Below are 14,416 nucleotides of genomic sequence, written 5' to 3' on the forward strand. Positions count from 1 at the left end.
TTAATCCTGTCGTTAATCATCGTCGCTGTTAGCAGGCGGAGGCATTATGCGTCAGTTTTATGACAGATTTATGAAAAACGCACGGACCGCTCTGCACGATTGTTACAGCGCGTACATCCGATTTTTCGAGCTGCTTTCCAAACACCTGATTCCACCGCGACAGCCGCCATCCCTGCTATATATAATCATGGCATTACGATGACAAAGCACCATGGCGACGACACACCCTTTCACATAATAAATAATGACAACGTCATCCACCGCCACGCGGCATGAATATCGAGAGAACACGATGCGCATTATCCACACCGCCGATTGGCATTTAGGGCAATATTTTTATACCAAAAGTCGCGCTGCTGAGCATCAGGCTTTTCTAAACTGGCTTATCGTTCAAGTAGAACAACATCAGGTCGATGCCATTATCGTTGCTGGCGATATTTTTGATAACGGCTCGCCCCCCAGCTATGCGCGAGAAATGTATTATAGCTTCGTGGTCGCGCTACAGCGCACAGGCTGCCAGCTCATCGTTCTCGGCGGTAACCACGATTCTGTCGCGATGCTCAACGAATCCCGCGAGCTGCTTGCCTGCCTGAACACGAAAGTGATTGCCTGCGCCAGCGACGATCCAGCCCAACAAGTGCTTCTGCTGGAAAACCGTCAAAAGCAGCCCGGTGCCCTGCTCTGCGCGATTCCTTTTTTACGTCCGCGCGATGTGTTAACCAGCAAAGCCGGGCAATCCGGGGATGAAAAACAGCTGGCGCTACAGGAAGCGATTACCGCGCACTACCAGCAGTGTTATCAACTCGCTTGCCAAAAGCGCGACGAGCTTGGCCTGCCGCTGCCGATTATCGCAACCGGGCACCTGACGACGATTGGTGCGACCGCCTCGGAATCCGTGCGCGATATCTATATTGGTACGCTCGATGCCTTCCCTGCTCAGGCTTTTCCTCCTGCGGATTATATCGCGCTCGGCCACATTCACCGCCCGCAGCGCGTGACCCAAAGCGAGCATATTCGCTACAGCGGTTCGCCGATCCCATTGAGTTTTGATGAACTAAACAGTGAAAAATCCGTCTGTCTGGTCAGTTTTTCATCTGACGCATCACCGCAAACACCTCCGCAGATAGACATCCTGCCGATTCCCATGACTCAGCCGATGCAGCTGATTAAAGGCAGCCTGAGCGATATTGAAAAACAGCTGACCACCTTCCAGAACTATCAGGGCGATAAACCCGTGTGGTTGGATATTGAAATCAACACGCAGGATTATCTGAGCGACATGCAAAAACGCATTCAGGCGATGACCGAAAACCTGCCCGTAGAGGTGCTGCTGCTGCGCCGCACGCGTGAACAGCGCCTGCAGGCGATTACCCGACAGGACAAGGAAACGCTGAACGAATTGAGCGTACATGACGTTTTTGAACGTCGTCTGGTAACGGAGACAGACATGGAAGACAGCCGCCAGCAGCGTGTTCGCACGCTGTTTAATCAGGTTATTGATGAACTGGAAAATAGCGAGACGGCCAAATGAAGATTCTCAGTCTGCGCTTAAAGAACCTTAATGCACTGAAAGGCGAATGGAAGATCGATTTCACGCAGGAGCCGTTTTCCAGCAACGGCTTATTTGCCATTACTGGCCCGACTGGCGCGGGGAAAACCACTCTGCTGGATGCGATCTGTCTGGCGTTATATCACGAAACACCACGGCTTGGCCTGCTTTCCGCCAGCCAGAATGACCTGATGACGCGTAATACCGCAGAGTGCCTTGCCGAGGTAGAGTTTGAAGTTAAAGGCGTCGGATATCGCGCCTTCTGGAGCCAGCGCCGGGCAAGAAACGCGCCAGACGGCAATTTGCAGTCTCCCAAGGCTGAACTCGCGCTCATTGAAGACGGCAAAATTCTGTGTGAAAAGCTCAATGATAAGAAAGAGATGATCACACAGCTCACCGGGCTAGATTTCGGCCGCTTCACGCGATCCATGATGCTGTCGCAGGGGCAATTTGCCGCCTTCCTCAACGCCAAAGCAGACGACCGAGCGGAACTGCTGGAAGAGCTGACCGGCACGGACATTTATGGCCTGATTTCCGAACGCGTCTATGACAAACACAAGCAGGCAAACGTCGCACTGAACACGCTACAGGCGCGCGCATCAGGCATTCAACTGCTGACCGATGAGCAACGTCAGCAGGTGGAAGAACAGCTTGCCGCGCTGATCCAGCAAGAGCAACGGGGCAACGTTGAACGTGAGCAAGCGCTGACTACGCTGCGCTGGTTTGAGCAACTGACGCAGCAGCACACGCAGCTAACCAACATGCAGGCGCAGCATGCGAGTGCCGAATCCGCCATTCAGCAGGCTAAACCGCAGCTCGACAGATTAACTCACAGCGAACCAGCAGAAAAACTGAGGCCGCTACATCAGGAACGAGAGCGCTATCGACAGGAATCTCTTACGCTGGCACAGCGTATTGAACAACTGACCGGGAAGCAGGCCGCCGAGCAGGTGACGTTAACCGCGCTACGCCAGCAGGAAGAAAAAGCAGAGCTGGAGGTTAATGAGCACAAACGGGTACGGCAGCAGCAAGAACAGGTGATCAACGAACAGGTTGTGCCACTTGACCATCGCATTGCCACGTTGGTGCAGCAAAACGCGCAGCAACAGGACGAACTGGCAAAAACGCAGGTTCGTCTGCACACCGATGAAAGCAAACAAACCCAGACAGCGGCGGAACAGCAGCAGGCTACACAGCAGCTTGAACAGATTCAGTTTTACCGCCAGCAACACGCGCATCATCAGCAGTGGGGAGAACAACTTCCTCAGTGGCGCACCCAGTTCAGACAGTTGCGCCAGCTTCAGGACGAGCAAGAGAACCTGAAGCAAAAACAGGCGCGGCACACCGCACAGTCGGCAGTGCTACAGCAAGAGACTGTGACGCTGGTGGCACAACAGTGTGAACAACAAGCAGTCGTTGATGCAGCCCGTCAGCAGTTCATGCAACACGATGAGACACGGCAACAGCAGGAAGCGCACCAGCCGCTTTCCGCCCTGCAACAGCAGTTTAATCAACGTATTGACCAGCGTGCTGAACGACAACGGCTCGCGACAATCAGCGACCAGTTCCAGCGTCTGCATGTGCGCAAGCAGCAGTACCTCACCAAACAGGGTGAAGTACAAGAGCATATCAGCCAGTCAGAAATCTTGAAGAAACGGCAGCAGTCTGAGCATGAGCAGCGAAGCCAGCATCTGGTCGATCTGGAAACTCTGCTCCGGCAGGAAGAGCGTATCGTTAAGCTGGAAGCCGAACGCCAGCGGCTACAGGCCGGAGACGCCTGTCCGCTATGTGGTTCAACCGAGCACCCCGCTATCGAACGCTATCAGGCGCTGCAACCGTCTGAAACCCAAAGCCGCCTGACGTCGCTACAACAGGAAGTAAACCAGTTAACGACAGCGCTGGCGAATTCAACTGCACAGTTGGCCTTGCTAGAACAACAGCGGGAACAGCTGCAACAGGAGATCGCTCAGCTCGATAGCGAACATCATGCCCTGCTGCAACAGTGGCAAGATGTCAGTGAGCGCTTACAAGTTAACTACACGCTGGAACAACCGGATGAGATCGCAGTCTGGCTTACGCAAAATGAAGCCGAAGAACAGGCTATTCGACAGCAGATTACCGCACGCGAGCAATTGCAAAAACAGTGGCAGGAAAGTAAGGATTTACTGACTGCCGCAGAGGCATTGCAGCGGGAACTCGACCAGAAAATCGCGCTGAATACCCAGCAACAAACTGCGCTAAGCGTTACGCAGCAAGAAATCGAGCAGTCGCTGCAAAACGTGCACCAGCAGATCACGCAGCACACTCAGGAAATCACGCAGACGCTGGCAACCTTAAGCCTTGTTCTACCTGAAGCCGACGCACAGAATGACTGGCTGGCTCAGCGCGAGAACGAGTGGCAGATCTGGAAAACCAAAGAGCAGGAGCAATCTCGCTTAGTTCCTCTATTTGCCACGTTGGAAAGCGATCTTCAGCATCTGAATCGCAGCGTGACCGAGGCAAAACAACAGCTCCAAACCCAGCAACAGCACGTGGAACAGCTCCTCGCGTTGCTCAACGCGAGCCAAAAAGAGCGACTGGCACTTTTCGGCGACAGACAAATCGCCACCGTGCGCGAACAGCTACAGCACACCAGTCAACAGTATGACGATGCACTGCGCTTGGCCCTGTCAGCTCGTCAGCAAACCGAAACGACGTTGAGCCGTCTGACGGGAGAGCTGGCTAGCACGCAGCAGCACTATGAACAAAGCACGCGCCAGCATGAGAGTGCAACCGAACGCTTTCGTCAGGCTTTGCAACAAAGCACTTTCGCCGATGAAGCCACGTTCCTCAATGCGCTGCTTGATGAGCAGGAACGCCAGACGTTGCAGGCATGGAAGGAAGAACTGTATCAGCGCTTGCAGCAGGCGGCGGCCCTTCACCAACAGGCTGAACGTGAGCTGCTCGCCCATCAACAAAAGCGCCCCGCTTCCCTGACGGAAGACGCCACACAAGAAGCGGTACAGCAGCAGTTGGCAGCGCTGGATGAAACACTGAAAGCGAACCTGCGGCAGCAGGGCGAGTTCCAGCATCAGTTGGCTGACGATAAACAACATCGCCAGAACCAGCAGGATTTGCTCAATGAGATCGCCCAAAGTCAGCAAATGTATGACGACTGGAGCTGTCTTAATACGCTCATCGGCTCACAAAGCGGGCATAAATTCCGTAAGTTTGCTCAGGGGCTAACGTTGGATCATCTGGTTTATCTTGCCAATCTCCAGCTTTCCCGCCTGCATGGGCGCTATATGCTGAAACGGAAACCCGGCGACGATCTGGAACTGCTGGTGATGGATACCTGGCAAGCGGACGCCGAGCGTGATACGCGTACGCTGTCCGGTGGCGAGAGCTTCTTAGTGAGTTTGTCGCTGGCGCTGGCGCTATCCGATTTGGTCAGCCATAAAGCCAGCATCGACTCTCTGTTTTTAGATGAAGGCTTTGGCACGCTGGATGCCGAGACGCTGGATATCGCGCTGGATGCCCTCGATAACCTGAACGCCTCCGGTAAAACCATCGGCGTTATTAGCCATGTCGAAGCCATGAAAGAACGAATTCCGGTACAGATCAAGGTGCAGAAGATTAACGGGCTGGGCGTCAGCCGACTGGCGCCGCAGTACGCCGTTTAGCCATCATTCGATCTGCAATTACTTCGTCTTCGGCCAAAGCCAGGCGGCTCCGCGTACCCCGCTGGAGTCGCCGTGTATGGCCTGGCGCACGGGCGTTTCGCACTCGCCGCCGAAGATCCACGGTTTAATCTTTTCCGGCACGGTTTGATAAAGGCGAGCAACGTTACTCATTCCGCCCCCCAGCACCACGACATCGGGGTCGAGCAGATTAATCACATGCGCCAGCGATTTTGCCAGACGATGTTCATAGCGCTGTAACGCCAGTTCTGCAATGGGATCGCCCTGCTCCGCTAAGGCAATAATCGCCTCGCCCTTGTGCGGCTGACCGCTCAGGCGTTGGTAATCCAGCGCAAATCCCGTACCGGAAATAAAGGATTCAATACAGCCGGACTTGCCGCAGTAGCAGGGAACCGTCTGCCGATAGCGCAGCTCATCGTCATCCATCCAGGGCAGCGGGTTATGTCCCCATTCACCCGCAATACCGTTGCCGCCGACGTGAGCCTGACCGTTCAGCGCAATACCCGACCCGCAGCCGGTTCCGATGATGACCGCGAAGACGGTCTGCTTCCCAGCCCCGGCACCGTCAACCGCTTCTGAAACCGCGAAACAGTTCGCGTCATTGGCAACCCGCACAGGCCGATTCAGCAGCGTGGCGAGATCGCGATCCAGCGCCTGACCGTTGAGCCAGGTGGAGTTGGCATTTTTTACCTTACCGGTAAACGGCGACAGCGTACCGGGGATTCCCACACCGACGCTGCCGCGAGAGCCGGTCGCTTTTTCAGCCATCTCCACCAGCGTGGCGATAGTCCGCAGCGTTTCCGGATAATCATTTCTTGGCGTCGGCATACGCTGCCGAAAACGTTCCTGCCCCTCATCATCCAGCGCAATGACTTCCGTTTTCGTCCCGCCTAGATCGATACCGATTCTCATGATGTCTCCCCGCGTGTTGTAAATAGGCCAGAGTAAATTCACTACCGACCTGAAAACGTTCTGATTTATAGATAGAAACCCTAAATAATTCGAGTCGTGCAGCCAACGCATATGTCGCTTGAAGTATGACGGGTATAACCAGAGAAACCAATCAGCTGCCACTCAAAGCGTGATAGGTATTCCTCTGAATCCCGGTATTTTATTCCACATAACCGTCTCGAATTCGTTATCATGCGCGCAACATTACAAACCCGCGTGCAAACCTGCGCGCCCAGTCAGGGATAACACCATGTTGTGGTTTAAGAACTTAATGATTTACCGCCTAAGCCGGGACAGCGTGCTGTCCAAAGATAACGTTTTATCTGCGGATGAACTGGAAAAACGGCTCAGCGCTTTCGCGTTCACCCCGTGCGGCAGTCAGGATATGATGAAAACGGGTTGGGTATCGCCGATGGGGTCGCATAGCGATGCCTTAACGCACGTCGTTAATGGGCAAATCGTTATCTGCGTCCGCAAAGAAGAAAAAATCCTGCCGTCCCCGGTCATCAAGCAAACCCTTCAGGCCAAGATTGAACGTCTGGAAGCGGAACAGCACCGCAAGCTGAAAAAAACCGAAAAAGACTCGCTGAAAGACGAAGTGCTGCATAGCCTACTGCCGCGTGCATTCAGCCGTTTCAGTCAGGTTTGGCTGTGGATCGATACGGTTAACGGCCTGATTATGGTCGATGCTGCCAGCGCCAAAAAAGCGGAAGATACGCTGGCACTGCTGCGTAAAACGCTGGGTTCGCTGCCTGTTGTACCACTGACGATGGAAAATCCTATCGAACTGACGCTGACCGAGTGGGTTCGCTCCGGTGAACCAGCGGCAGGTTTTGCGCTACAGGATGAAGCAGAGCTGAAAGCCATTCTGGAAGACGGCGGCGTTATCCGCTGTAAAAAACAGGATTTGGTCTGCGATGAAATTGCCGTACACATTGAAGCTGGCAAACTGGTTACCAAGCTGGCGCTGGACTGGCAGGAACGGATTCAGTTGGTCTTGTCTGAGGACGGTTCGGTAAAACGCCTGAAGTTCTCCGATACACTGCGGGAACAAAACGACGATATCGATCGGGAAGATTTTGCTCAGCGGTTTGATGCCGATTTTATTTTGATGACCAGCGAGCTGGCGGCATTGGTTGCGAATCTGATTGAGGCGCTGGGCGGAGAAGCTCAGCGTTAATGCTGTCGATTGTTAGTACTGTTGATTATTAGTACTGTCGATTGTTAATACAGTCGGCGATTGCCCGCCAGCGTTCTGGCGGGCAATACCTCTTTAGTGCCTGAACCCGTTAAACTCGGAATGCCCCGACAACGGCGTTCAGTTCTTCAGCCTGTGACTGCAACGCACCCGACGCAGCAGCAGATTCCTGCACCAGCGCGGCGTTTTGTTGCACCATCGAATCCAACTGCGCGACCGCTTTGTTGATCTCGTTGATGCCACGCATTTGCTCATCTGCCGCATGCGTGATTTCAGACATCACCGAACTTACCGTAGAGACGCCGCCGACAATTTCATTCATCGTGTCGCTGGCCTGACGAACCTGCACGGAGCCAGAGGTCACGCTGGAGACCGTCGCTTCAATCAGCTCTTTAATTTCTTTTGCGGCCTGCGCACTGCGCTGTGCCAGACTGCGAACTTCACCAGCAACAACGGCGAAACCACGCCCCTGTTCGCCTGCTCGCGCGGCTTCTACCGCGGCGTTAAGCGCCAGAATGTTAGTCTGGAATGCAATGCCATCGATCACACCGATGATATCGCCGATTTTGCCAGACGCGACCACGATCTCTTCCATCGTGACAATCACATCGGACACCACTTTTCCGCCCGTACCGGCATCTTTCGACAGCAGCAGCGCTTTGGCGTTAACCTGCTGTGCAGAACCTGCCGACTGCGTGACCGCCGCAGAAATTTCTTCCAGCGAGGCTGCGGTTTGCTGAATGCTCGACGCCGCAGATTCAGTACGCGCAGAGAGATCGTTGTTCCCCGCAGAGATTTCATCCGCCGCGACCTGAAGCGATGCGCTGATATCCCGAATCTGCATCATTACCTGACTGATCTTATCGACGAAGATATTAAACGAGCGCGCAATTTGCGCCACTTCATCATGCCCTTCATCCGGCAGACGCTGTGTCAGATCGTTATTACCGCTGCTGATATCATCCATCGCATCGCGGATTTGCAGCAGACGCTTGAGCGCTGAGGCAATGATGAAACCAATCACCAGCGTGCCCAGCAGAGCGATAACGACTAGCGTGATCACAGAGGTAGACAGCAGAGAACGCATGCCCGCTGTCGCTTCGGCTTTATCCAACGCCACCAGCATGAACCAGTTCGTGCCAGCAATCGGTTTTGCAACCACGAGCTTTGTCGACCCAGAAAAATCCACATCGCGGGCGCTATCGGCGGAAAGAATGTCGTTCAGATCAATCCCAGGGGCAATGTCGGTGATATTTTTCAGCGTCAGTTTTTCATCCGGGTGAGCAATGATCAGACCGCTACGCTCGATAAGAACACCGAAGCTATCTTTGGCTGGGTTAATCGCTTTTACGTTTTCAATCACGCTGTTCATCGTGACATCGCTACCGACGACGCCTCTGACCGTTCCGCCGTCCACCACGGAAGCAACGAAAGAAACCACCAGCGTATTCGTCACCGCATCAACGTAGGGGGCAGTGACCAGCGGTTTGCCCTCTTTCACCGCCTGCTGATACCAGGGGCGGATCGTTGGGTTGTAATCGGCAGGAATACCGCCAGAATCGGCAAACTTAGCCGTGCCATTGGCATAACCCATGTACACATTCAGGAGGCCACCGGATGCCGCAATCTGTTTAAACAGCGGAATCGGATCCTCATCAGTCATGACACGGTCGTGCAACGCAGAGATCATCAGCGTTTTAGAAGCAACCCAGTCGCTAATCGCAATACTATGGCTAGTAGCTACCGCATTCAGCGTATTCTGGATCGATTCCTTATTAGCGTTATTGGCGATGGTGTAATTAAGAAAGGTATTGATAACAAGTGAAAGCACAACAATTGTCGAACAGGCCGCAAGGATGCGGGAGCGAGTCGTTTTCAGCATAAAATACTCTTTGCATAGAATAGTTATACTATCCATAACGGCACAGCAAAATAAAACTTGAATGCGATCACATTCCACAACCGCCATTTATCTTAAAACGCAGAAAAATAATTAATACGTTCAACCAAACCTTTATACAAAAAAAGACACCAAATGGATTTCCAACCAACAAACCAACACAAAAACCCAGTTTAAAGAAAATAAAAAGAACAAAAAACTTATTCACCCCCATAACATAAAATTATCGGTGAATGCCGTAATCTGTTGTATTTTAACAATCATGGGATTATTCCTAATAACTACGACATTCTTTTACGCTATTAATTAATAAACACCATTAAATAAAATAACTCATATATGGAATTAATGATGAGCGTTACAAAGAATAGATGACGTTTTCGTGACAGGTAAACATGCTAAAAATCACTAAATATACTTTATTTTATGTGGCAACGCCGCGATTGCCATTTTCAGTATAGAGGTAATAATACCAGTGGTATTATTACCTCTACGCAAACCGATCAGGATCAGAGAAGAATGGAACACGCGCATACTCGATTAATAGAACAGCTTACTCAGCGCTTTGCGACAGCAGATAATACCCCACTCTATCTAAAGTTTGCCGAAACGGTAAAAAATGCAGTGCGCAGCGGTGCATTGGAACATGGCAATATTCTGCCGGGAGAACGTGACCTGAGTCAGTTAGCCGGCGTATCCCGCATTACCGTGCGCAAAGCGATGCAGACGCTGGAAGAAGAAGGCGTTGTGACCCGCGTGCGCGGCTACGGGACGCAAATCAATAATATTTTCGAATATTCGTTGAAAGAGGCGCGCGGATTTTCACAACAGGTCGTGCTGCGGGGCAAAAAACCCAATACGCTGTGGGTAAACAAACAAATCGTAAAAAGCAGCAAGGAAGTGGCCGAGCAGTTGGCTATTGCGCCAGACACACCCGTTTTTCTGTTGAAACGTATTCGCTATGTGGATGAGGACGCCGTTTCGATTGAAGAATCGTATGTTCCTGTTGATCTGATCGCTGACGCTGAAGATATCGGCGTCTCGCTTTATGACTATTTTCGTAGCCAGAATATCAATCCACAGCGTACGCGCAGCCGCGTCAGCGCCCGTATGCCCGATGCCGAGTTTCAGTCACACATCCAGCTTGATAATAAAGTGCCGGTTCTGGTCATCAAGCAAATTGCGCTCGACCCGCAGAACCGGCCCATTGAGTACAGCATCAGCTATTGCCGCAGCGATCTATACGTTTTCGTCTGCGAGGAGTAACCGCGTACGCAGTTCAGCCAGCGTCGGCGCGCAGTCTCCGCCGCGGTGGCTCACGACATAGGCCGCAACGGCGTTCCCCAGCGTGACGGCATCGGCCAGCGACCACCCAGCCGCCAGGCCAGCCAGCGTTCCGCACGCGTGGCTGTCCCCTGCCCCAATGGTATCCACCACCGTTGCCGGAAACGGCGCGATAATGCCTTCAGAAGCCGCGTCGAAATACCACGCTCCCGCTTTGTCCTGACGAATAATCACTGGGGCACGGTAGGCTTCCCGCCAGGCTCTTCCCAGCGTTTGTACATCAGCCGACACGCCGAGCAGGTCCGCCGCCACATCCGCTTCCTGACGATTAAGGGAAACCACGGGGTGAAGCGCCATAATGCGAACCATCAGGCTTGCCGGTATATCGGCAATGCGTGGGCCAAAATCGATGAATGGCGTGATGTTATGCAAATTTTCCAGCCAGCTCACCAGGCGCTCACCGCACGGTGCCGCCAATTGATAGCCAGAAAGGTAGACCAAACTCCCCGATGCGACGGATAACGATGCCAGCCAACTGTCGCTCCACTGATTCTCAACCCCGCTGAAGGACATAAAAGTCCGTTCACCGTCCGGTTCAACCAGCGCCAGACACCAGCCGTTGTCTCCCGAATCGGTTTGTACCACCGTGGTGATATTTTGCTTTTCCAGACTATGACGAATGATATCCGCCCACACGCCCTGCCCGACAGGCAAGGCGTTTTGTGCGGCTATCCCAAGGCGTTTAAGCGCAATGGCAATATTCAAGGCACAGCCGCCAATATTCACGCTTTGCTGCTTCAGTTCGATATCACACCCGCGATACGGCAGAGCGTAAGCATCGGCAATCACATCAATCACCGCCGCCCCAATGATGGTCAGCGGCTGACGCGTCGTTAGCCCATCCAGTTTTGCAGCAAGTTCGCTGGCCTTCATCACGCCTCCCGTGCTGAGCGATACTGCTGAATCAGGCTGGCGTAGCGACGAAAATCAAGCTGGTTAATGTCATCCAACTCCTGCTTCAGCGCGGCATCAATCGCCGTGACGCCGTGCAGCGCACCGCATATTGCGGTTGCCATCGCCCCGATAGTGTCGGTATCCCCTCCGAGGTTGGCGCACAGAATCGCACAGCGATTTGGGTCGGTCTGCGCCAATTCCACCATCGCGATGGCGGTAGCAACGGATTCAATGGTGCTCGTTCCCGCGCCAATCAGCTGATAAAGCTGCTCGCTGGCGCTTTCCGTCCCGTTTGCACGGCGCACGATACTCAGCGCCAGCTCCAAACGTGCGGCAAGGGAGGCGCTAAACGTCGTGATACGCTTTTCCTGCGCGTGGCGTGCCACAGACGGCAACGCATCGACAATCTCCTGCCAGCTGGCGCCGTCAACTGCCCGGGAAATAGCCCAGGCAACGACGACCGCTCCCGCAATTGCCAAATCAGATTTATGTGTCGGGCTGGATGCCAGCGCCACCTGATCGATGAATTCATCGAGATCGTGCGCAGGCAGCAGACAGCCTAGCGGGGAAGCCCGCATCGCCGCGCCGTTCGTGACACCATTATTTTCCAGCTCGCTGACCGGTGTGCCCTGTCGAATCGCCTTCAGCGCAATTTTAGAAGTCGGGCCGAGCACATTCTTATTAAATGCATCGAACGATTCCGCCCATTTCAGGATGTGGCGACCAATCGCATCGGCGTTGATTTCACCATCGCATTCAATGATGGCGTCGGCCAGACTCAGCGCCATCGAGGTATCATCCGTAAACTCGCCACGGCCAAAATAGCACGCCGCATTGTTTTCCGCCGGGCCGGGTAAAAAGCGATCAATCCAGCCGAAATGCGCTTTCACGCGGGTTCGGGGCCACAGTTCCGATGGCATGCCCATCGCATCCCCTAAAGCCTGGCCGTATAAGGCACCGAGAATACGTTCTTGTTTCATTTGCTTTCCTCTGTACTGAAATGCTTGTTTTTTGCACCGTCGACATCAATGGTCGAGATCGTCTTATCCGATTCACGGAAAAACAGAATAAAGATCAGCGCAATAATTGCGATCATCACCGCACCAAACAGCCACATACCGGTCCAGTTAAAGGTCAGGCCGTTCACCGGCTCACCGTGGGCGAAAAGTTTCTCCATCATCACGCCACCCAGACGATATCCCAACAGGCTACCGAAGCCCTGACAGCAGAGCGTAATCAGTCCCTGCGCGGCCGTGCGCATATGCACCGGCGCTTTTTTATCAACGTAGATATAAGCGGTCACATAGTAAAAATCGTAACTCACGCCGTGCAGCAAAATGCCGAGGAACAGCAGTGCATACGTGAAGTAGTGGTAAGCGTCGCCGTAGACGAAGAAGACATAGCGGATAGCCGCCGTCACCAGCCCCAGCAACAATACCTTTTTAATACCAAAACGTTTGGTGAAAAACGGCAGCGCCAGCATAAAGAAAATTTCAGAGAACTGGCCCAGCGTCATCCAGCCTGTCGCATTCTTCATGCCGACTTCGGTGAGGAAGCCCGTGGCAAAAATGTAATAAAACGCCAGCGGCATCGCGAATAAGAAGGAGCAGACAAAAAACACCAGAAAGTTTTTGTCTTTCAGCAGCACAAGCGCGTCCAGCCCCAGCATGACTTTAACATCCATCTTGCCAGTGCTTTTGGGTGGCGTATTGGGCAGGAAAAACGCAAAGAAGCCGAGCAACGCGGAGCTAGCAGCGGTAATCATCAGCGGAACATTGGTGGGCGAAATATCGCTAAATCCAAGCCATGTCGGCAGAAAACCGCAGACGATCCCGGAGGCGATCCAGCCAATCGTTCCCAATACCCGGATACGTGGAAAATCCCGTTCTACATCGGCAACATGCGAGAAAGCGATGCTGTTAGTCAGTGCGATAGTCGGCATGTAGGTCAACGAATAGGCCAACAGCAGCGGGAAGAAATACATAAATTCCATTTGCTGCGCCGCCAGGTACATCAGTATCGTCCCGGCGAACATCAGTACCGCCAACACCTTTTGCGCGGCAAAGAAGCGATCGGTGAGCGATCCCACCAGAATCGGCGACAGAATCGCGGCAATCGCAGTACAGGCATACGACCAGCCGATTTCACCCGCCGTAAATCCGCTTTTGCTCAGATAAAGCCAGAGTGGAACGAACCAGGCTCCCCAGATAAACCATTCAACGAACATCATGAACGACAGCTTTGCTGTAGTTTTCATATTTACATCCTTCATGACAGAGTAAGGTACACCTTTAAAACACCAATTAATAATACCTTTTAAATACCTTTGCGTTCATTACTTGAGCTACTTAACATTTTTGCAGCATTATTTATTACCATCAGGGGAAGAATGGCAGAGAAAGGCGCTAACCGCGTTGGGGAGTAACAAGAGGAATGAGGCAGGACTAGGATAAAAAACGCCGCGTTATGTCGTACATAACGCGGCGAGAATGATCTACTCTACAGAGAGAGAATAGCTATTACAGGTACTTACACTACAGGTACTTACACAGATAAGAGGTCGGTTCGACCACCTGCAAATTGAATTCACTTTTTCCCGGAACGAAAAACGTTTCTCCCGGTGTGAAAACCTGCCAATCCGGTGCGCCTGGCAGCAGTACTTTCAATGCTCCGGTGATCACCGTCATTTCTTCCGGCTGTGCGGTTCCAAAGGTGTATTCACCCGCATCCATGACGCCGACACTGGCGCGGCCAATGCTGTCGCCTTCAAAACCGATTGATTTGACCTTCCCTGCAAAATACTCATTTACATTCAGCATAGCGCGGCACCCTATCATCGAAAAAATTCAGGAAATTCATCTTAAAAGGAGAGTCGAGCCACTGTCACGATCTATTCATTG

Annotated in this window: 10 protein-coding genes; 4 read left to right on the plus strand and 6 right to left on the minus strand. The window is 52.9% G+C overall.

The features are described from left to right. Positions 1-292 precede the first annotated feature (292 nt). Positions 293-1,531, plus strand: a complete 1,239-nt coding sequence (sbcD, locus tag QWJ20_RS05395; RefSeq protein WP_433992383.1) for an exonuclease subunit SbcD — start codon at positions 293-295, stop codon at positions 1,529-1,531. Further along, on the plus strand, positions 1,528-5,211 hold the full coding sequence (locus QWJ20_RS05400) for an AAA family ATPase (protein ID WP_433992019.1): 3,684 nt from the start codon (positions 1,528-1,530) through the stop codon (positions 5,209-5,211). The genes sbcD and QWJ20_RS05400 overlap by 4 nt, the downstream gene beginning before the upstream one ends. 18 nt (positions 5,212-5,229) lie before the next feature. On the opposite strand, the gene mak is transcribed toward QWJ20_RS05400, so the two are convergent. Beyond that, on the minus strand, positions 5,230-6,141 hold the full coding sequence (mak, locus tag QWJ20_RS05405; RefSeq protein WP_433992020.1) for a fructokinase: 912 nt from the start codon (positions 6,139-6,141) through the stop codon (positions 5,230-5,232). A gap of 289 nt (positions 6,142-6,430) precedes the next feature. Between mak and rdgC the strand changes: the two genes are divergently transcribed. Next, positions 6,431-7,360, plus strand: coding sequence for a recombination-associated protein RdgC (gene rdgC, locus QWJ20_RS05410; RefSeq protein ID WP_039485408.1), 930 nt, complete (start codon positions 6,431-6,433; stop codon positions 7,358-7,360). Positions 7,361-7,469: 109 nt separating this feature from the next. On the opposite strand, the gene QWJ20_RS05415 is transcribed toward rdgC, so the two are convergent. Further along, a complete protein-coding gene (locus QWJ20_RS05415) occupies positions 7,470-9,260 on the minus strand; it encodes a methyl-accepting chemotaxis protein (RefSeq protein ID WP_174868813.1) in 1,791 nt (596 codons plus the stop codon). 537 nt (positions 9,261-9,797) lie between these two features. Between QWJ20_RS05415 and QWJ20_RS05420 the strand changes: the two genes are divergently transcribed. Further along, complete coding sequence (locus QWJ20_RS05420; protein WP_205556278.1) at positions 9,798-10,544, plus strand: GntR family transcriptional regulator; 747 nt, start codon at positions 9,798-9,800, stop codon at positions 10,542-10,544. On the opposite strand, the gene QWJ20_RS05425 is transcribed toward QWJ20_RS05420, so the two are convergent. The 4 genes from QWJ20_RS05425 to ppnP all read right to left on the minus strand — a co-directional run bounded on the left by QWJ20_RS05425 (position 10,518) and on the right by ppnP (position 14,335). Further along, on the minus strand, positions 10,518-11,495 hold the full coding sequence (locus QWJ20_RS05425) for a PfkB family carbohydrate kinase (RefSeq protein ID WP_433992021.1): 978 nt from the start codon (positions 11,493-11,495) through the stop codon (positions 10,518-10,520). The two genes, QWJ20_RS05420 and QWJ20_RS05425, sit on opposite strands and share 27 nt — an antisense overlap. Then, entirely contained in the window at positions 11,495-12,496 is a 1,002-nt protein-coding gene (locus QWJ20_RS05430; protein ID WP_433992022.1) for an ADP-ribosylglycohydrolase family protein, read from the minus strand. The genes QWJ20_RS05425 and QWJ20_RS05430 overlap by 1 nt, the downstream gene beginning before the upstream one ends. Beyond that, positions 12,493-13,773 (minus strand): nucleoside permease, encoded by a 1,281-nt coding sequence (locus QWJ20_RS05435; protein WP_433992023.1) that lies wholly within the window; start codon positions 13,771-13,773, stop codon positions 12,493-12,495. Before QWJ20_RS05435 ends, QWJ20_RS05430 begins: the two co-directional genes overlap by 4 nt. A 277-nt stretch (positions 13,774-14,050) precedes the next feature. Continuing rightward, positions 14,051-14,335, minus strand: coding sequence for a pyrimidine/purine nucleoside phosphorylase (ppnP, locus tag QWJ20_RS05440; protein WP_039485395.1), 285 nt, complete (start codon positions 14,333-14,335; stop codon positions 14,051-14,053). Positions 14,336-14,416: the final 81 nt, after the last annotated feature.

It is taken from the genome of Pectobacterium sp. S5, from assembly GCF_051707265.1.
Lineage (GTDB): Bacteria > Pseudomonadota > Gammaproteobacteria > Enterobacterales > Enterobacteriaceae > Pectobacterium > Pectobacterium polare.